This window comes from Paenibacillus sp. S33, assembly GCF_053615415.1.
The window spans coordinates 2,646,926-2,667,121 of record NZ_JBSIEZ010000001.1; the positions used below are offsets into that span (position 1 = coordinate 2,646,926).

Annotated in this window: 16 protein-coding genes; 14 read left to right on the forward strand and 2 right to left on the reverse strand. The window is 43.5% G+C overall.

Annotated elements, in window-relative coordinates:
* Position 1: 1 nt before the first annotated feature.
* Complete coding sequence (locus ACWGXJ_RS12260; protein ID WP_452566843.1) at positions 2 to 2,278, reverse strand: alpha-galactosidase; 2,277 nt, start codon at positions 2,276 to 2,278, stop codon at positions 2 to 4.
* A gap of 82 nt (positions 2,279 to 2,360) precedes the next feature.
* On the reverse strand, positions 2,361 to 3,347 hold the full coding sequence (locus tag ACWGXJ_RS12265) for a LacI family DNA-binding transcriptional regulator (protein WP_235306353.1): 987 nt from the start codon (positions 3,345 to 3,347) through the stop codon (positions 2,361 to 2,363).
* Positions 3,348 to 3,524: 177 nt separating this feature from the next.
* On the opposite strand from ACWGXJ_RS12265, the gene ACWGXJ_RS12270 reads away from it, so the two are divergent.
* From ACWGXJ_RS12270 to ACWGXJ_RS12335, 14 genes are all read left to right on the forward strand, one after another.
* A complete protein-coding gene (locus ACWGXJ_RS12270; protein ID WP_452566844.1) occupies positions 3,525 to 5,333 on the forward strand; it encodes a cache domain-containing sensor histidine kinase in 1,809 nt (602 codons plus the stop codon).
* Positions 5,326 to 6,432, forward strand: coding sequence for a response regulator transcription factor (locus ACWGXJ_RS12275; protein WP_452566845.1), 1,107 nt, complete (start codon positions 5,326 to 5,328; stop codon positions 6,430 to 6,432). The genes ACWGXJ_RS12270 and ACWGXJ_RS12275 overlap by 8 nt, the downstream gene beginning before the upstream one ends.
* 198 nt (positions 6,433 to 6,630) lie before the next feature.
* On the forward strand, positions 6,631 to 7,932 hold the full coding sequence (locus ACWGXJ_RS12280) for an ABC transporter substrate-binding protein (protein ID WP_069291915.1): 1,302 nt from the start codon (positions 6,631 to 6,633) through the stop codon (positions 7,930 to 7,932).
* A gap of 79 nt (positions 7,933 to 8,011) precedes the next feature.
* Complete coding sequence (locus ACWGXJ_RS12285) at positions 8,012 to 8,890, forward strand: carbohydrate ABC transporter permease (RefSeq protein WP_061830977.1); 879 nt, start codon at positions 8,012 to 8,014, stop codon at positions 8,888 to 8,890.
* Positions 8,891 to 8,918: 28 nt separating this feature from the next.
* A complete protein-coding gene (locus ACWGXJ_RS12290) occupies positions 8,919 to 9,761 on the forward strand; it encodes a carbohydrate ABC transporter permease (RefSeq protein WP_061830975.1) in 843 nt (280 codons plus the stop codon).
* Positions 9,762 to 10,248: 487 nt separating this feature from the next.
* Positions 10,249 to 10,950, forward strand: coding sequence for a response regulator transcription factor (locus tag ACWGXJ_RS12295; protein ID WP_452566846.1), 702 nt, complete (start codon positions 10,249 to 10,251; stop codon positions 10,948 to 10,950).
* Positions 10,947 to 11,933, forward strand: a complete 987-nt coding sequence (locus tag ACWGXJ_RS12300) for a sensor histidine kinase (protein WP_348622351.1) — start codon at positions 10,947 to 10,949, stop codon at positions 11,931 to 11,933. The genes ACWGXJ_RS12295 and ACWGXJ_RS12300 overlap by 4 nt, the downstream gene beginning before the upstream one ends.
* A 101-nt stretch (positions 11,934 to 12,034) precedes the next feature.
* Entirely contained in the window at positions 12,035 to 12,814 is a 780-nt protein-coding gene (locus tag ACWGXJ_RS12305) for an ABC transporter ATP-binding protein (protein ID WP_254329833.1), read from the forward strand.
* Positions 12,780 to 14,792, forward strand: a complete 2,013-nt coding sequence (locus tag ACWGXJ_RS12310) for an ABC transporter permease (protein ID WP_452566847.1) — start codon at positions 12,780 to 12,782, stop codon at positions 14,790 to 14,792. The genes ACWGXJ_RS12305 and ACWGXJ_RS12310 overlap by 35 nt, the downstream gene beginning before the upstream one ends.
* Before the next feature lie 209 nt (positions 14,793 to 15,001).
* A complete protein-coding gene (locus tag ACWGXJ_RS12315) occupies positions 15,002 to 16,108 on the forward strand; it encodes a TolC family protein (protein WP_452566848.1) in 1,107 nt (368 codons plus the stop codon).
* Between the two features lie 34 nt (positions 16,109 to 16,142).
* A complete protein-coding gene (locus tag ACWGXJ_RS12320; protein ID WP_452566849.1) occupies positions 16,143 to 17,615 on the forward strand; it encodes an efflux RND transporter periplasmic adaptor subunit in 1,473 nt (490 codons plus the stop codon).
* Positions 17,612 to 18,349, forward strand: a complete 738-nt coding sequence (locus tag ACWGXJ_RS12325) for an ABC transporter ATP-binding protein (RefSeq protein ID WP_452566850.1) — start codon at positions 17,612 to 17,614, stop codon at positions 18,347 to 18,349. The genes ACWGXJ_RS12320 and ACWGXJ_RS12325 overlap by 4 nt, the downstream gene beginning before the upstream one ends.
* On the forward strand, positions 18,346 to 19,560 hold the full coding sequence (locus tag ACWGXJ_RS12330; protein ID WP_069291922.1) for an ABC transporter permease: 1,215 nt from the start codon (positions 18,346 to 18,348) through the stop codon (positions 19,558 to 19,560). Before ACWGXJ_RS12325 ends, ACWGXJ_RS12330 begins: the two co-directional genes overlap by 4 nt.
* A 74-nt stretch (positions 19,561 to 19,634) precedes the next feature.
* Positions 19,635 to 20,111, forward strand: a complete 477-nt coding sequence (locus ACWGXJ_RS12335) for an RNA polymerase sigma factor (protein ID WP_165179843.1) — start codon at positions 19,635 to 19,637, stop codon at positions 20,109 to 20,111.
* Positions 20,112 to 20,196 lie beyond the last annotated feature (85 nt).

Below are 20,196 nucleotides of genomic sequence, written 5' to 3' on the forward strand. Positions count from 1 at the left end.
ATTAGTTGGAGATAGCTTTAAGGCGGAAGGTAGAGCTGGCGAAATCTCCAGAGAGATCCGAGACAACAAGCCCAATTTTCATTAGGCGGTCACCTCCAAAAATTTCGCCATCAAATGCTACGCAGAAGGGGGAACCGCCATCTTCCACTAAGGTATTACCCGCATGGACTGCTGTGTTGCCCGTCGCTCCGTGTTCGATTATATACTTTTTATCTGGATCAAGTCCTTTTAGAGTTAGTCGCCGGATGGGTCCATTCGGTTCAGCTAGTACGCGGAAGTAAGCGACAAAAGCTTCGGACTGGTCCTCGCTAACGAACATCCAGGCGGTATCGCCTCGACCTTCAAATGGACTAAGGAGTCGATACATATCTCCCTGCTGTACGAGGGAACGAATTTCCTTATACTGGGCAATTTGTTTGGCAGCGAGCTCCTTTTCTTCATTTGTAAAGGCAGTTAGATCAAGTTCGTAGCCAAAATTCCCGCTCATTGCCACGTCGCCGCGTATAGCGAGGGAGGTGATTCGCCCCACCTGGTGATTTGGTACGTTCGATACGTGTGCGCCCATGGTACTGGCTGGATACACGATGCTTGTGCCGTACTGGATAGCCAATCTTTCAATGGCATCGGTATCGTCACTGGTCCATGTCTGCGGCATATAGTAGAGCATTCCGGGATCGAATCGTCCACCGCCTCCGGAACAGCTTTCGAACAAGATGTCCGGGAACTGGGAGGTCAGACGTTCCATCAAATCGTAAAGTCCGAGCATATATCGGTGCGCAGTTTCCTTTTGACGTTCACTAGGAGCGGTAGCCGAAGCAATCTCCGTCATATTACGGTTCATGTCCCACTTGACATAAGTAATTGGAGCAATCGAGAATACGGAGCTAAGTGTCTCATACAAGTAGTCACATACTTCCTTGCGGGAGAGATCGAGCACCAGTTGGGATCGGCCTTCCGTCCGCCGCCGGCCTTCCGCATGCAGGCACCAGTCGGGATGGCTGCGGTACAGTTCACTATCCGGTGATACCATTTCCGGCTCAACCCACAAGCCAAACTGTAATCCTTGTTCATTAACCCGTTTTGCCAGGTCAGCAAGCCCGCCAGGCAGCTTGCGACGGTCTTCAAACCAGTCTCCAAGCGAACTGTCATCGTTGTCGCGCTTACCAAACCAACCGTCATCTAGAACAAAGAGCTCAATTCCAAGGGGTCCTGCTTCCTTGGCAATCGCTTCGATTTTGTCGGCGTCGAAGTCGAAATACGTGGCTTCCCAATTGTTCACGAGAATCGGACGTTCTTTGTCACGGTAAGCCCCTCGGCACAAACGTGTGCGATAGAGTCGGTGATAGGTGCGTGACATGCCTCCAAGACCTTCCTCGGAAAAGACCAATACGGCTTCAGGGGTCTGGAATGACTGACCCGGATCAAGCCGCCAGGAGAAGTCAAAAGGATTGATTCCGATACTTACACGAGTCTGATTGAATTGTTCTACTTCTGCCTGTGCGACGAAGTTGCTGCTGTAGATTAGACTGAAACCGTACACATCCCCACGATCTTCAGTCGCATCAGGACGAAGTAGTGCCAGAAAGGGGTTCATTTGGTGGCTGCTGGAACCCCGTCGGCTCTCGAGCCGAATGGAGCCGGGTCCGAGATCACGGCGTTGGATATGTCTTTCCCGAACCCAGGCTCCAGATAAGTAGAGAGCTTGGTAGTTGGAATCGGCGAAGTCGACAGAGGCACTCATGGCATGTTCAATATTTATGGTAGCGCTTCCCTTTTGTTCAAAAAGAGCAGACCTAGCAATAGCACTGTGGTTCGCAAATACAGTATAGAGCAGTGTAGTCTTAAGCCCCGAGTATTGATCCTCAAGGATCAAAAAGAGGGTTGTGGCTTCATCATCCGATTCGGTATAGACGGAAGGAAGTCCCTCGAGCTTTGGTTTACCCGGTTCAATACGGTAACCACTATATTTCAGCTCCGTAGTCCGAGTTCCGTCCGCAAGTGCAACCTGGTAAGCTGGTTGACGAAAGTCGCTTGTTCCATACTGGGGGTATTCCTGAGGAAGCGTGTCCAAAGAAATTGTACGGCTGGAAGAAACGGGAGTGGGAGAGAAGGAGCAACGCTCCCTAAGCTCCAATATACTTGCGAGACTTTGGTCATGATGAAGTTGAGCTCCCCAATAGACATGTGCGGGATATCCTTCTACAAGCTGGATAATATAGCTGCAATCCTTGGACTGCAAATGAAACAAACCAAGCGCCTCGTTAACATGAATGTTCATGATATTCACTCCTTAGGGGGTTATCATTATTGTTTTACGTAAGGGTACTGATCAATGACAACAAGACTCTCAAGTACTGATGTTAGCCTTTTTTGCATGAGCTCTCCCGAATGACAAGCTTAGTCCCGATCACGCTGTACGCAGGTGGTTCACGTCCCTCAAACCGTTCAGAGAGCAGTTGCACGGCCGCCTTTCCCATCTGTTCAGGGTAGGCACGGACAGTGGTTAGCGGAGGCTGCACGAAGGCTGCCATCTCAATGTCGTCGAAGCCGACAACAGCCATATCTTCGGGTACCTTGACTCCATGTCCATGAAGGGCGCGGAGGGCACCAATAGCGAGCGGATCGCTTGCAGCGAAGCAGGCTGTCGGTCGTTCCTGTTGGGTTAGGAGTTCGTTCATCATGAGATAACCATCCGCGGTACTCCAGGTACCTATACGGACGAATTGAGGATTGTACAACCCCTGTTCCCGCATGAATCGTTCAAAATAATGCGCTCTTCGCTCACCGTCGCTCTTACCGCCGATAAATCCGATTTGTCGGTGGCCAAGCTCAAGTAGATGACCGAGTGCCTGATCAACAGCTTGCCGGAAATGAAGTCGTACAGAATCATACTCCAGCTGTTCATGGTACTGGTCGACAAGGACAATGGTGTTCTTGTCAGGATGAAGCTTGAATACCTCTTCAGGGTCAACGCCGCCCACAACAATCAGACCGTCCGCCTTCTGCAGGGTGCCGATGGATGAGCGGCCTCGCAAGGTCTGGCCCAACGTCAGGCCAAGCTCTTCACAGCGCAGTTCGATTCCACGGCGGATCGAAGCGTAATACGGATCGTCTCTTTCCTCCTCAATAGAACACCACAGCAGGAGGGAGACCGTTTTCCCGGCACGTTCCGTATTCTGCTTTAATTGCCTCAGCCGGGTAGGCTTATACCCGAGTTGCTCGGCAACCCCAAAAATTCTGTTTTTAGTGTCTGGGCTTACGGACAGTGACAGATCGTTATTTAAAACCCTTGAAACGGTTGCGGCAGACACACCCGCTTCGCGGGCAATGTCTTTAATGGTTGCCAAAAGAGCTCACACCTTTTTAGTTAATAATTTTACTAAAAATCGACTTTATCCTAACACATCTCTAAAGCACTTTCAAGAAGAACGGTTGAATTTTTTTAACTTTATTTTTGAACTACTACTGTAGAGATTGTTTGTGTTAACATGATGAATATTCTCTTGATGACGGAGGGGTCCTAGTTGAATATTTTGTCACTAGCTCGTAAGTGGTTCGGTCGACTTCGCTTTAAAAGCAAGGTTATAACGGTATTTCTTCCGCTAATTATTATTTCTCTGCTTATTCTTGGACTATTGTCAAACCAACTTTTCAGCCGTTCTTTGATAGATCGAACCACCAGCAATGTGGTCGATGAGTCTCAGCTCATCTTGTCTAGGACCGATTATATATTCAGGAGTGTGGAAACGGCGGCCAATATTATGGTCACGAATATTAACCGGATGTATGATTCATACGGTGCCAAACCTGATCCTGCCATGGAGCCTATTCAGTTTAGAAATTTGATGCAGAGCCGCCTATCCATTGATTTGTCAATCTTTCGTGAGGTGGATGCCGCTGTATTCATTGATAATGAAGGGAGGATTTTCGCCTCTTATACCGAAAGCGGGGATGATCGCAAGATCTATAGCATGCTTAAGCGGATAAGGGAATCCGAAAGTTATGGACAGGCCCTCTGGTTTGATATGGAGAAGAGGGATTTCCTAACACCAGATCCGAACTCTCCCGTTTTGACGATGGGGAAGATGGTCATTAATATAGACACCGGCGAACCCTATGGAACGCTTTTTCTGTTAGTGAAGGAAGAAGGTTTGTCCGATTACTTTCGTTCCAGCGATCCAGATGCGCCCAAATCTTATTATTTTTTAGATAACGAAATGCGTGTGGCTGTGGCAGAAGACAATGAGATGCTGATGAATCCGGTGAATCCACAGCTGGCTGAGGCCATCCAACGTTGTACACCTAATGCATCCCATGGAACGTGCTCATTCGAGTATGAGGGCAATCTGGTAACGGTTACGGATTATAACCGGATGGATTGGAAGTTGGTCAATATTGTTTCTCTTAGCCTGCTTACGGCTGATGTCCGGCAAAATGTTAGACTGTCGCTCTTAATCGGCGTGATATGCCTTATTTTTTCCTGGCTGGGCGCTAGCTTTCTATCTAAAATGGTCGTTAGCCCTCTCGAACAACTAACTAGGGCCATGCGGACTGTTGTAACCGGTGACTTGCAATCGGTTACAACAGTCCGCACAGAGGATGAGATCGGTACCATTGCTGAAGCGTTTAATTTTATGATAAGACGAGTTCGGGAGCTGCTGGATGAGGTAAGGCAGGAACAGAACCGTAAGCGTGAATATGAACTTGCACTGATAAGTGCCCAAATTAAACCGCATTTTCTGTACAACACTTTGGATACCATTTATGCACTCAATGAGTTAGATCGTAATGAGGAGGCTAGAGATACTACAAAAGCGCTGGCAGATTTTTATCGAATGGTGCTGAACAAGGGACGGGAATTAATCACTTTAGAAAAGGAAGCTCAGATTACTGATGATTACCTGACGATTCTGCAAATCCGTTATCCCGATGTGTTTCGCTATGAAGTAGATATCCCTCCCGAGCTTGCAGGTACACCGATCCCGAAGCTCTCGCTTCAGCCGCTTGTCGAGAATTCGATTTATCATGGTCTTAAGAAGAAAGAAACAAAAGGTTTTATCCGTATTTTTGCCTTTAAACAGGGCGATAAGGTGGTCGTTCGGGTGCAGGACAACGGTGTGGGGATGGATGAATTCCAAGTTCAGACTATCATGTCCAGACATTTATCGAAAGAAGGAATACGATCAATCGGTACCTACAGTGTTCAGCAACGACTGAGCCTCTATTTTGGCGAAGAGTATGGGATATCCGTGCAAAGTGTGCTCACGGAGGGAACAACTGTTGACCTATTGCTGCCGATGCTGCCAAAGGGGAGTGAACACCAAGATGTATAAAGTGATGATTGTCGATGATGAACCGCTGTTCCGAGACTTTCTGCGTATTAAGATAGATTGGGAAAGTCATGGCTTTCGGGTTTGCTGCGAAGCAAGGAACGGCCAGGAAGCACTTCAGGAAGCCGAGCGGCATCAGCCGCATCTCGCCCTCGTAGATATCAATATGCCTTTTATTGACGGAATTGAATTAGCCGAGAGGTTGAAAGTCAAGTTCGAACGCATCGTTATTGTATTCATATCCGGACATAACGAATTTGAATACCTACAGAAGGCGGTTCGAACCGGAGTACAGGATTATTTGTTGAAGCCGTTCAATGCAGAAGAAATGCTCTCGATGTTGGAACGTATTAAGCCGAAACTACCGGTGTTTCCACAGGAGAGCGAAAGTACCGAGCGGGGTAAGCATGGTAGCGAAGCGTTGCACGGTAGAGCAGGTATGCCTGATTTGGGACATCTGCGTGATGCGGTCGTGCTAGACCTCCGAATGAAAGACAGTGAAACGTTAGAGGAGGTCCGTAAGGCAATCCGGCAGCTTAGTATATACAAGTGGGGGGATGAGTACGCGGATGCGATGCTTATGGGAATCGTATCTCTAGCACTTTCCTTTGCAAGTGAGCGCGGTATTCCTTATGATCGGCTATGGGATGAAGGAGGGAACAAATCTCCTTACGACCGGCTGCGGGAGTTGGATTCCTGGGAGGCTGCTGAAGGTTGGATGCTCGCCCTATACCGCAAGCTGATCCAGCTGATGGAGAATATGCGTCCTACGAAGGCTTCCAATTTGTTTGCGGCGGCGATCAATTATATCGAGGACCATTATGCAGACACAGAGTTGTCTGCTGAGCAGGTTTCGTGCGGAGTTTTCGTCGATCCCAGCTATCTCCGGCGCGTTTTTCGCAAGGAGTCTGGCTTCTCCATAGTGGATCATATTACACACATCCGGATGAAGAAGGCCAAGGAGCTTTTGCTGTATGGAAATCGGAAGCTGTCAGAAATCGCTGAAAGTGTTGGATACAGTGACCCCAATTATTTCGGCAAATGCTTCAAGAAACGCTTTGGCATGACACCGACTGAATATGAGCAACTCAAAAAAAGGTAGCGCCTTTCCTACGAGGCGGGACAAATCGATTTAAGCCTAGCGGTTTTCCTATATATGGAGAACCGCAGCTCTTTTTGTCCCGTTTTTTACTGATTAAGCCCGTTTTATTCCTTAATCAAAAAAAGAAGCGGCAGTATACTGTAGTCATGCAAATGAAAGCGTAATCATAAAACACACTGCATGAGGGAGATTAAACACATGAAAAAAACTTACAGAAGTTGGAGTGCAGCTTTGCTAGTGCTCACCATGTCTATTGGATTGGTCGCTTGTGGCGAAGATAACTCGACCTCTTCCAAGAGCGAGGCAGGGGACGGTACGATCAAATTGAAGGTGTATGCGCAGCATTTTGATGACGATACCATAAAGCCGTTCGATTATGCGGTGGAAGAGCTCAAAAAGAAGATGCCAAACGTAGAGATTGAACTGGATCCTGCCGTGCAGGATGGAGGCCAGAAGCTGAAAACCTATGCGGCAACGGGAAACATGCCAGACATCTATTTAGCGGATTGGTCAGTTCTGCAAACTTTCGCAAAGTCGAAAAATGTTGAGGTGCTGGACAACTATGACACAACGGCCGAATTCAAGAAGAATCTTAACCCGGGTGTTGAATCGCGTTTGGTAGCTCCAGACAATCATGTATATGCTTATCCCGAAACCGGTATAGAATTCCAAATGATCTATTATAACAAGTCAATTTTTGAGAAGGTCGGAATCAAAACACCGCTTAAGACGATTGACCAGATGGCCGATGCAGCGAAAAAGTTGAAAGCCGCAGGTTATGTGCCTATGTCAATCTTTGCCAAGGAAAAATGGATAACGACCGCTTTTTATAATGGACTGGTTACAAGGGAGCAGCCACATGGATTCGGAGCACTTGATCAGAAAGGTGTAATAGCATTGCCGAAAGCATTTGTAACAGCGGCTCAGCAGATGAAGCAATTGCAGAGAGCCGGATTGTTCGATGCCAACGCCACGAATACCAATTATGATCAGGCATCGTCCTTATTTTATCAAGGGAAGGCTGCTATGTTCGTGAACGGACAATGGGAAATTTACAGTTCACAAGAAAAGCTGGGCGACCAGGTTGACTGGATGTACTGGCCTGCAAAGGATGAAGCAACCTACGAGAATTCCAAATATTTCATAGACGGCTCGGGTTCACCACAAGGTTACGCAGTATCACCGAGTAGTAAGAACAAGGAAACAGCTGTAAAGGTAGCGGCCTTCCTTGCCACAAAGTCAGCCGAGTACAGATACACCCAACTTGGAAGTCCAATTGTTTCGCAGAAAGTGGATAAGCCAATGGCCTCTAATGTCCCAGCAATGATGCAGCGAGTCGTCAAAGAGTTGCTGCCAAACGCGCAGGAATATGCTCAACTTCTGAGCAATACAAAAATTCAGAACACCATTAATGACAATACTCAAAATTTAATGGTAGACAATTTCTCTGAACAGGATTTTGTGAACAATCTGAATAGCACATTGGAAAAAGAAAACTGAGAATTCAGGGATTTGGCAACCCTTGGCGGCATAAGCCGCTGGGGGATGCTGTTCCAAAGATAAGGGGTGGAAGCAAGACATGAATAAATATTTGGGGAACAAATCGGCGCTCGCACTGTTTCTCCTCCCTGCTTTGATACTGTACAGTGTGATACTGATATATCCCGTTCTGCAAACCGTTCTTCGCAGCTTTTATGATTGGGATGGCCTGAGTACGCTAACCTTTTCGGGACTGAGTAATTATCGGGAACTGTTCTCCGATCCTCTACTTGCTACTTCGCTTAAGAACGGATTAATCTTTGCTATTGTACTGGCGGTCTTTCAGATCGGACTGGGAACACTATTAGCGCTAATCTGTGCGGACCCGCGCACACGCGGGCGAAAAATACTGAAAACGTCTTATTTTATCCCAGTTGTCTTATCGGTAACCGTGGTGTGCCAGCTGTGGATCGCAATCTATGACCCAACTAACGGATTGATCAACCGGCTGTTTGATCTCTTGAACATCCCTTATCAGCAAAATTGGCTAAGCTCCCCGACAGCATCGATTATTGCCATTGCCTTCGTTAATGCCTGGCAGTTTATGGGGTATCAATTCGCGCTGCTATATGCAGGAGTTAAGTCAGTACCCGAAGACTACTTTGAAGCCGCCACGATTGACGGCTGCAGCAAATGGAGAGCGCACTGGCATGTCACACTTCCTCTGATGAGGGAAACTTACAAATTCTGCTTTATTATTGCGATTACCTCTGGAATTGGGGCCTTTGTGCAGATGCTGATTATGACAAATGGTGGCCCCGGCACTACAAACTATACAATGACATTCATGATTTACCGTTATGCTTTCATGGAAAGCAATTATGGGTATGCATGTGCTGTATCCGTGCTGCTTGTACTAATCTCACTATTGGCAACTGTAGTCATCAATAAGCTGTTCGACCGCGGACAAACCGCCTGATAAGGCGTGTATCGAAAAGGAGAACGAAATGAGTAAAACCGCTTTGAGCAAGTTCAGACAAGCTGTTCTGCAGATACCGCTGTGGTTGTATTTTATTGTTTCGGTCTACCCGTTGTTCTGGATGGTTTCCTACTCGTTCAAGAACAACGATGAGATCTTTGTCTCTAATCCATTTGGACTGCCGACGCATTTTCGTTACGAAAATTACATTAATGCCTGGACGCAGTTTAATATTCCCCGTTACTTTCTGAACAGTCTGGTCGTATCAACGATTTCGACTCTGTTCATCCTTTTACTGGCTCTGATGTTTGCCTTCGCAGTGGCTCGTATGAGATGGAGGTTTCGTTCTGCCGTTCGGACTTATATGATCATAGGAATGTTTATGCCACTGCAGGTTATCATGATACCGCTGGCGATTCTGGTTCGCGATTTTCATCTTACCAATACGTATGGAGCTCTTATTCTTCCTTATATTGCAATTGGACTTCCTTTCTCGTCCATGATTTTTTACGGGTTTCTTATAGCAATTCCTAAGGAGATTGAAGAGGCGGCATGCATGGATGGAGCTAATATTTATAGACTGTTCCTGAAAATCATTATGCCACTTGCATTGCCTGCAATTGCGACGGTGGCCATTTTTCAATTCTTGAACAACTGGAATGAGTTCACTTTGGCCTATATTCTAATTTCTGATGAAAATATGAAGACATTGCCACTCGGCTTGCTTTTCTTCCAAGGCTCTTACAGCACAGATTGGGGAGCCATGGGGGCTGTTATGACCATGGCTTCCTTACCGATGGTACTCGTCTATCTGTTCTTGAGTGAACAAGTGGAGCGGGCGATGACGGTAGGTTCGGCTGTAAAAGGATAGAAAGGATAAACTGCTCGGGGTTGAGAATCAGAAAAAGATTCTCATCCCCGGGCAGTTTTGTTATGTACATACGTTAGTTCAATCCGACGATGGTCTGTAGGTAATCAGAAACCTTACAGCAAAGAAATGTTTTTGTAAGATTCAACTGTTGTTCGTTATGTAGAAACTAATTATGCTGGTAAATAGCTAGGCAAGGAAAGAAGTGAGCAGAATTGAAAGATCCAAAGCAAAGTTTCAATGAAATATTAAAAAATCGTAAAAAAACCATTATAACAGTAATAGTTGTCGTTACTATAATTATATTGTTAATCACTCTGGTATTTGGCACCATGCATATTATCCGGGGTTCTATATACACCACCACGAAAACCTCCTAAATCTACAACCAAAGGGGATTAGATTGTTGTTATTGCTTGAATGATTAAATAAAGGCATTATAGAGAAATCAGTTGTTAAAAATTCAAGCACTAAGAAGGTAGAAAACATAATGCAAAAGATATTAATAGTAGAGGATGACCCTCAAATCAGCTCCTTGCTCCAATCCTATCTTGAAAAATATGGTTATCAAGGAGTTATTGTTTCAAATTTTGATCAAGTTTTAGTTGCCTTTCAAAAGGTGGAGCCTGATTTGGTACTACTTGATGTGAATCTTCCTCGTTTCGATGGATTTTATTGGTGTAGACAAATACGGACTCAATCTACATGTCCCATCCTTTTTGTGTCTGCACGCGATGATAAAATGGATCAGGTCATTGCTTTGCAAAATGGAGCAGATGATTACATTACGAAACCATTTTATCCCGAAGTACTGTTAGCCAAAGTAGAAAGTAATCTGCGACGTGCCTATGGTTCTTATACCGTTGCTCCAAAATCCCGTTCCTTAAAAGTGTCAGCTTTGACGCTATATCCCGATATTATGGAACTTGTGTTCCATGACAAGCAGGTCGAAATTAGCCAGAAAGAAGCAGCACTGTTAGAGCTATTGATGACGTATCCTAAACAGGTTGTGGGTAGAGTTCATCTCTTAGAGGCTTTATGGGATGATCACCAATATGTGGGCGAGAACACATTGAATGTTTATGTCACTCGTGTCCGTAAAAAGCTGAGCGAGCTGGGACTGGGGGATATCATAGAGACGGTTAGAGGGGCTGGCTATCGGCTTCACTTGACTGAGGAGGATGAACGGTGAAGCTTTTTTGGCGTGACCATTTTTCGCTGGTGATTTTTAATATCATCCAACTTTTTCTTGTGTTAAGTATCTATTGGTTGGATGGTTACCGTAACTGGTCGACGGCCCTGTATTCCGTCTTTTTTGGGGCTTCCATATTGCTGGTTTATTTGCTCTTCCGATATGTCTTGTACTCTGGTTTATATCGAATATTATCCACTGCAAACCTAAGAGATTTAGATGAGCTTATTCAGATGAAGGTACTTAATCCGTTAGCCTCTTCTTTGCAACATTTGCTTTTACAATATTACCGATTGTATCAGTCTCGAATTCATCAGTTAGAGCATCAGCAGCGTGACCATATTACATTTATCAATCAGTGGGTTCACCAGATGAAAACTCCACTTGCTGTTATTCATTTAATCCTCAAAGGAAAAATAGATCCTGAATCTGATCAGATTTACGATGAAATTGATCGAATGGGAAAAGGACTAGACATGATTTTATATATGTCACGGTTGGAATCCTTTGAACCTGATTTTCATGTGGAGCCTGTTGTATTACGAAAACTGGTTAGTGATGTGATCTATGATAACAAAAGACTATTGATTCGTAACGAAATTTATCCTTCCAATGAAGTGGACGAGCAGTTGTGTGTGATAACCGATGCCAAGTGGCTAAGATTCATAATTAACCAATTGGTGACCAATGCGGTGAAGTATTCTTCAGGTCATGCCCACAGTCTGAAACTGATGTCTCACGTAAGAGATCATGTCATTGTGTTGGAAGTACAGGATGAGGGGATTGGTATCCCTAAAAAAGACGTAGAACGGGTATTTGAGGCTTATTACACAGGTGAAAATGGGCGGAAGTATCGTGAATCAACCGGGATGGGTCTCTATTTGGTGTCTGAAATCTGCAAAAGACTGAATCATAACATTCAGTTAAAATCGACGGTTGGTGAAGGGACGACGGTTCAAATTCTGTTTCCAATTCGCAAATGAGAAACCTTACAACAGATTTAAGGTTTTTGTAATGTTAATCGATCGCTTCACTTGTCTGGATGGATTATGATCATGACATAGGAAAAAGAAAGGAATGAATTATGGAGATTGTACGAATGGATCAAGTCACCAAAATATACTATGGCAAGGTTCCCTACCGAGCCCTTAACAACATCCATTTAACGATCAAACAAGGCGAGTTTGTTGGCATTATGGGGCCGTCTGGTAGTGGGAAGACTACATTATTAAACATGATTTCAACCATTGATATGCCGACTTCTGGCGAGGTTTGCATTAAAGGGGAAAATCCACATCAGCTCAAGAAGGATAAGCTGGCTTTATTTCGTCGCAAAGAGCTGGGATTTGTATTTCAGGACTATAATTTGCTGGAAACTCTCACTTTGGGAGAGAACATATTGTTTCCTCTGATGCTGAATAAAAAAGGATTAAAGGAAATGGAGCACAAACTGGAAGAGGTAGCGAAGAAACTGGATATTATTGATATTTTGGATAAACGACCTTATGAGGTGTCAGGAGGACAAAAGCAAAGAGCAGCTGTAGGCAGGGCTATTATTCACTCTCCTTCACTCTTGCTCGCAGATGAACCCACTGGAAATCTCGATTCCATGTCTTCACGTGTTGTGATGGAAATGCTGGGGCTTATCAGTCGTGTGGATCATTCCACAATCGTGCTGGTAACACACGGAGCCGTGGAAGCCAGTTATTGCGATCGGGTTATTTTTATAAAAGATGGTGAGTTATATAATGAAATCCATCGTAGTCATAGTCAGCAATTATTTTTTCAAGAAATTATAGATATACTCTCCTTTTTGGGGGGAAGTAGACATGCGCATGAGCTTTCGTCTGTTAGCATGGAATAATCTCAAGCACAATGTGCGTGCTTATGTACCTTACTATGTAAGCAGCTCATTGATGATTTCGATTTTTTTCGTATATGCGATATTTATTTTTCACCCGGATGTCTCAGATGCAATCACAGCAGCTAATGTAAAAAAGGGATTACAAGTTGCTGATCTGTTGATTTTTGTGTTTTCCTTTTTCTTCGTATTATACACAAACCATATTTTTGTTGCTGCACGGAAAAAAGAATTTGGTATACTGACCATTTTAGGGACACATCACAGGCAGATTTATTTTTTAGTCGTATATGAAAATCTAATTATAGGCTTTTTATCCTTAATTACCGGGATTATCGGAGGATTTGTTTCAGCGAAATTCTTTCTACTTTTGGGATCCAATGTCATAAGAATGTATTTAACGTTTTATTTTCCTTGGAAAGCACTGGCTTTCACCGTGGTGGGCTTTATGTTTTTGTTTATATTGATCTCATTTGTGTCTGTTTTCTTCATACGCTATTTTAAGCTGCAGCAGCCTTTTAGCAAGGTTTCACAGCTGAAGAAGGATTTAAAAGCTTCATGGAGCCTGTCCTTTCTTGCCATAGTATTAATAGGAGCGGCTGTATATTTGATGAGGATTGATTTTCCCCCCTACATTTATCTGGCACCGTATCGTTTGGGGACTCTTTCTTTTTATATATTACACTATTCAGTTGGAGACACATTTAAATATACAATTGTAATGGGATTTATTGGTATTTACTTATTTTACACTCAATTATGTGTACTATTCATTCAATTGCTTAGAGCTAACAGGAAATGGTCTTGGAGCGGAATACGCTTATTATGGTTATCTGAGATCACATACAAAATCAGGAATAATGCCGGGCTGTTTTCATTAATTACCCTAATTTCTATCATTTCTTGTGTAGGAGCAGCGTCAACGTTTGACTCCATGCAGCAGCAAAAAAGATTTCTTAAGGAGCAATCTTATTCGTTTGCACTTACTTCTGATGTTGTAAGTTCTATAGAGCTTGAAAAAGGGATTGACCAAAATCTTCATACGGCTGGGGTAGATTATTCGAAAGGTGAAGTATTGATCTTTCCCTTTCATGAACAGCTCGCGCCAGTGATGAAACAATCCAATTATGAGGCTCTTGCTTCCAGGTTTAAGGAGCTAAAACAGGCAGTAGCGCTTCGGGATCATCAAGGCTTTTTCATTTTTGATTCAAACGGGATGTCTTTAGAAGAACAGAAAACCTTTTTTGAAAAAAAGCTAACTTACAATCAAGGAAAATCTCAGATTATGAATATTCAGATTATGGATACTCAGAAGTTGGACCATAACTTAAAGTCTGATGAAAACATCATCTCTGAACTAGGACGGTTACTTGTTGTTCCAGATCGAACTTACGACCATTTAATTGAACAACGGTATTTCAATGATCCATTGGCATACAAATCTGTTTACTACTTTGTGCCAAAATGGAAGAATGGTCAACTTTCTTTAGATACTTCAGAAACTCAACAGGAGATATGGTTGTATTCCGTGTTGGCCCACAAGGTGAATAAAGGGGTGCTTAACTCTAGAGCAGTGGATTATTTGACATCGGAGATGGATCTGAATATTAGCGAATTTATTGGCGGATTTATCGCCATTATTATGTTGGCAAGCACTGTAAGTCTATTGTATTTCAGATTGTATGTAGATCTTCAACGGGATGAGGAAATATACCGAGCTTTATCGAAAATCGGACTAAACTCAAGAGAAATGAGACGAGCTGCATCCAGACAAATTGCTTTCTTATTTCTTCTGCCATTAGTCGTATCATCCATAGGAATAGTGCTTTGTTTAGTTATGTCAGAACCATCTGGAGTATATGTAGTACCCTTTCGCATTACGCTTATTCAGATTATGCTGTGCTTTTGGGCAATCCAATTCTTTTCCTTTCTTATTGTACGGTTCCTGTACCTTCGTCAATTGGATTTGAAGATGTTATAAGGAACGATAAGCTGTGTGTAAAAAAGTTGCAGAAGGGGAGGAGCGGTTCCTCCTTTCTGGAATCTCCACGGATTATAGACGATGCAGCTCTCAATCACGATTTCCTTGATGGGGAGTCATACAAAGAAATTGTAGTGTAGAGGAAGAATTGAAATTCATATAACAACGTATTTATTAGACTTAATAAACTTAGAAAGAGGGGGATATATATGAAAAAAAGTGTGTTTATTTTATTGTTGTTGGCCTTATCAACCAGTTCTTTTTCAGGGTCCTTTGTTCAAGCAGAGGGGCAGCAATTGGCTTCCAATGCAAGTGTGAAACTAACATTGAGTCAAGCCCAGCAATGGGCACGGTCTAATAGCTTTAGTTTGAAAGAAGCCCAGCAAACGATAGAGCGTAACCGGATTAACCTGAAAAATGCAGGTAAGAATCTGGATTTCATTCCAGCAGGTGCAGGCAACGGTGAAGAGGACGCGGCTAGTAGTTCTGCTTGGAAAGGGTATGCCTCATCGACGGTTTCTTATTTGGAATCCAAGAAGCAAATCGAACTTGCTCAAGATCAGACAGACTACACCACAATGAAGGACTATTACGACGTACTTTTGGCTGACAACAAAGTGAAGAGTAGTGAGGATGCACTTTCGCTTGCGTTATTGGAGGAAAAAGCTGCTGAGGCGAAAGCGAACCGTGGGAAAATATCTCCAGGTGAACAAAGCACCATTATTCAGACTCGTTTAGAAGCAGAAAAGAATGTAGAGATTGCAAAATCTGCGCTGCAAAAAGCGTTAGAGGTGCTAAACACCCAAATGGGGCAACCGCAAGGTACGGTATATGAACTGGTTGATCGACCCGCTTACCGGAAAATGGATAACACGAATTTGGATACGCTTGTGACGCGTGCAATCTCGTCGAGTCCTTCGGTATGGAGACAGGAGGAGGCTGTCAAGCTGGCAAAAATGGAAGTTAAATATTACACATGGAACTCGGGAACGGACGATTATGAAATTAAACAGATTGATGTAGACTCGGCGGAAGGTGGACTCAAAAATACCAAGGACCAATTGGCAGAATCACTAAAGAGTATCTACTTTAACTTACAGCAAAATGATGAACAATACGAACAAATGCAAAGTAATTTACAGAACGCTATTAAAGTGTTGGACATATCTCGTAAAAAAAGGGAACGTGGATTTGCCACAGGTGCGGAGGTCGCCACGAATCAGTTAAAAGTGAAGCAAATTGAACGGAATAAGGATGAACTCATTATTCAAATGACAATGCTGCAACATGCTTTAAACAAACCGTGGAGCGTATAGGTTTAGAAAAAATACATTTTAAGGGGATATAACATTGTCGGAAACAGAAAAGAAAGATGCATTGCAAGTGTTAAGAAGGAAAAAAAGATTGAAAGGGATCATAGGTATTCTTGTCTTGATTATTATAGCGGGAATTGGCAGTACTGTTTATATGAATAGAAGTCAGGAAAAGCCCGTGGAGGGTCCTGCGAACCAGATCGTACAGGTACAGAAAACAAACATGACCGAATCGCTTAAAGTAACTGGAACCGTTCAGGCTTCTAAGGAAGTCAATATCAATTTTACAAATGTTGAGGGTGCCAAGCTCATTGCCGTCAATGTTAAAGCAGGAGATAGTGTCAAAGCGGGTCAGGTGTTGGCTCGTTTGGATGATTCGGATTCCAAGTTACAAATTAAAAATGCTGAATCCAATGTAGCGATTGCCCGAGCCAAGGTGGAGGAAGCCAAGCGCGGACCAAAGTCTAGTGATATTGAGCTCCAGAAGGCAAATGTCCTAAAGGCGCAGATGGCGATTAAAACAGCCAAGGATTCCATGGAGCTGGAAGAAGTGGCTGCACAAAAAGTGGCGGCCAAGATGATTTTGGATAAAGCCCAGAAGGATTATGATGACCAGAATTATCTAGTCCAGAATGATGCATCTGCAGAAAGTGACCTGGCGACGGCCAAGCAAAACCTGGATAAGGCAAAATTGGATATGAATAATGTCGAACTTCAATACAAGAAGGCAAAGAATCGACAAGTTCAGGCGATTGAGGATGCGGAAATGGGCTATAAAACAGCTTTAATACAATTAAAGGCAGCACAGTCCCCGCCTGATGCTTCCAATATTCAATCCGTACAGGCTTCTTTACAACAGGCTGAAACGGAATTGGAACAGAAGAAAAGTGTTCTGAACAAATTACAGGTTACGGCACCGTGGGATGGAATTATTTTGAAGGTTAATGGCGATGTGGGTACCAGTCCTACAGCACCTTTCATTGTTATGAACAACTCCAATACAGGCGTTATGAAGGTTAGTGCCAAGGTTAACGAAAGTGACATTGCTAAAATGAGGACTGGGCTCCAGGCTACGTTACACACGAATTCATTCCCTGACAAAGAATTTAAAGGCGAAGTCCTCTTTGTTTCTCCAGAGCCGGTTACGGATTCCAATGTGACTACATACAAAATTGAATTGTCTTTGGATAGTCAAAAGATAAGACTACAACCAGGGATGAACATGGATGTATCACTCCTCTTGGCTGAACATAAAGATGCGTTGTCTGTTCCATTGTTCGCATTGAGATCCGAAGGTGGAGTGGATGGAGTATATGTAGCGAGGAACCCGGCTAACCCTGCAGATTATGAATTCAGACCAGTGAAGCTGGGGGTCTATACAGCGGATCAGGCCGAAATCAAGTCTGGTGTCAAGGAAGGCGAAACCATTGTTATTCCGCCCCAGGGTGGTAGTGCTGGTCCGAATGGCAGTCAAGAGGGTCAGGACCCTGATGGAGGTCAGGCACAATGAACGAAGTTCGTTTGAATAAAAGCGTTATTGAAATTAAAGAACTTAAAAAAATATATGAGGTGGGCGGTCAGGAGATTCAGGCTCTGCGTGGTGTTGATTTATCTATTAGCGAAGGTGAGTTTGTTGCCATAATGGGCCCCTCTGGTTCGGGTAAGTCCACTATGATGAATGTCATTGGTTGCCTCGATCATCCTGATACGGGGAAGTATTATTTGGATGGGTATTCCATTTTGGATGCTCGTGAGAACGAGCTTTCCGAGATTCGAAATCAGAAACTGGGTTTTGTGTTTCAGAAATATTATCTACTTCCCCGAACTACAGCATTAGCTAATGTAGAGCTACCTATGATGTATGCAGGTATACCTGCCAAGGAACGCCGGGAACGAGCTGTGGAGGCGCTTCGAAGTGTAGGGCTTGCAGAACGGATGTACAACAAGCCTAATGAGCTATCTGGTGGTCAGCAGCAACGTGTCTCCATTGCGCGTGCGTTGGTGAATAATCCTGTTATTCTGCTGGCGGATGAGCCAACGGGGGCACTAGATACAAAGACGAGTGTCGAGATTATGGAGCTGTTTCAAGGTTTGAATGAACAGGGGAAAACCATTGTCTTAGTTACTCATGAGCTGGAAATTGCCGAATATGCCAAGCGCCTGATCAGCTTTCGTGATGGGAATATTGAGCGGGATGAGAGCATTATGAATAGAAGAATTTCATCAAGGATGGCAAGCCTATGAATTTAATGGAAACGATCCGTGTATCAATTAACAGTTTAACAACCAATAAGCTACGCTCCTTTTTAACAATACTCGGTATTATTATCGGCGTGGCAGCGGTTATTGCCATTATGGCGATTGGAAACGGCTCTACAACCCGCATAAAGGCGGAAATTAATAAATTAGGGAATAACGTATTGATGGTTGCGCCAGCTATGACAATGGTCGATGGTGAAATAGATTATGACAACACTCCATCGTTTACTTGGGCTGATGTCGAGGCGTTGGAACAAAAGAATTCCATAGATGCATTGATGCCAAATATAACGAGCAATTCAAAAGCTACGTGGGGGCGATATAACTATAACGCCACTATTGTAGGGACTTCCGCTTCATTCTATAAAGTTAAAAAGTTTTCCTTTGCCGAGGGCAGAACATTTACCAACGATGAGATGGATAAACGCATGAATGTCGCCATTCTTGAAAGTCAGGCGGTTCAACGTCTTTTTGGTGGAGATACCCAAAATGTATTGGGACGAACGTTTCAAATTAAACAGATCCCTTTCAAGGTAATTGGAGTATTAAATACTCAGCCAGTAACGAAATTAAGCTACAGCACTAATGAACAAATTTACATCCCTGCTACAACTATAATGAACCGTCTGGGTGAGAAGAACATTACAGGATTGGACGTATCCGCCAAGTCACCAGCTTTGATGGATCAGGCTCGTTCAGACATATTGGAAAGCTTGCGTTTAACGCACCAGCTAAAACCCTCGGAACCGGATCAATTTCAAATTATGAGTCTGTCAGAAGCAGCAGGTGCTGCTTCAGGTGTAGATAATATCATGACCAGCTTGCTAGGAGGTGTAGCCGCGATATCGCTCGTGGTAGGGGGAATCGGAATTATGAATATTATGATGGTGTCGGTTATAGAGCGTACAAGAGAAATCGGTATTCGAAAAGCTATTGGCGCCAAACCGAGAGATATTATGATTCAATTCCTATCTGAAGCGGTCATCTTTGGTCTATTAGGAGGTACAATCGGGGTTGTAACAGGCATAGGGGCATCCAAAATACTTGAAGCAACTGCACATATGACCATTGAATTTACGATCTCGCCTATTATATATTCGTTTCTTAGCTCTGCAGGCACAGGCATCCTATTTGGAGTATACCCGGCTTATAAAGCAGCAAGTTTGAAGCCTATAGATGCATTGAGATACGAATAATAAGCAGGGATATGAATCTAAAACTATCAAGTAACGTACCGATTTAAATCAAAACAGAAGGGATAAGCAATAATATGGATATTAAAGATGTGGAGGATCTATATTTATCTTGCAAATCAGATCTCTTTGGATATCTATTGAGGATATTGCATAACAAACAGGATGCCGAAGATTTGTTGCATGAGTGCTTTATTCGGTTTATAAGAGCTTCACCTGACTTGCCTCAAGATCGTATTCGATTTTATCTTCTGAGAATTGCCAAAAATTTAGCTATAGATTTAATAAGAAAACGGAAAAAGATGGATGAATACAACTTACGTAAGGAGCTGCTTTACTACCACTGGGATACCGTCGATTTTGAAATTCAGGAGGAGGTCAATCGAATTCTTTTGATGGCAAGTAATACCGAGCAAAGGACGGTACTTGAATTGCGTGTAGTCCGAGGATACTCTATAAAAGAAACGGCTAGAATCTTAAACAAGAGTGAAAATTCAGTAAAGTCTTCGCTGCACAGAGCTTCAAAACGCATTAAATTAAGATATATTTCCTGAACTGATTTGGATGAAAAGCGGAGTAGACATAGAGTCTGCTCCTTTTTTTGCTTGATACAGAGATAAAACAATAAGATCGATATTT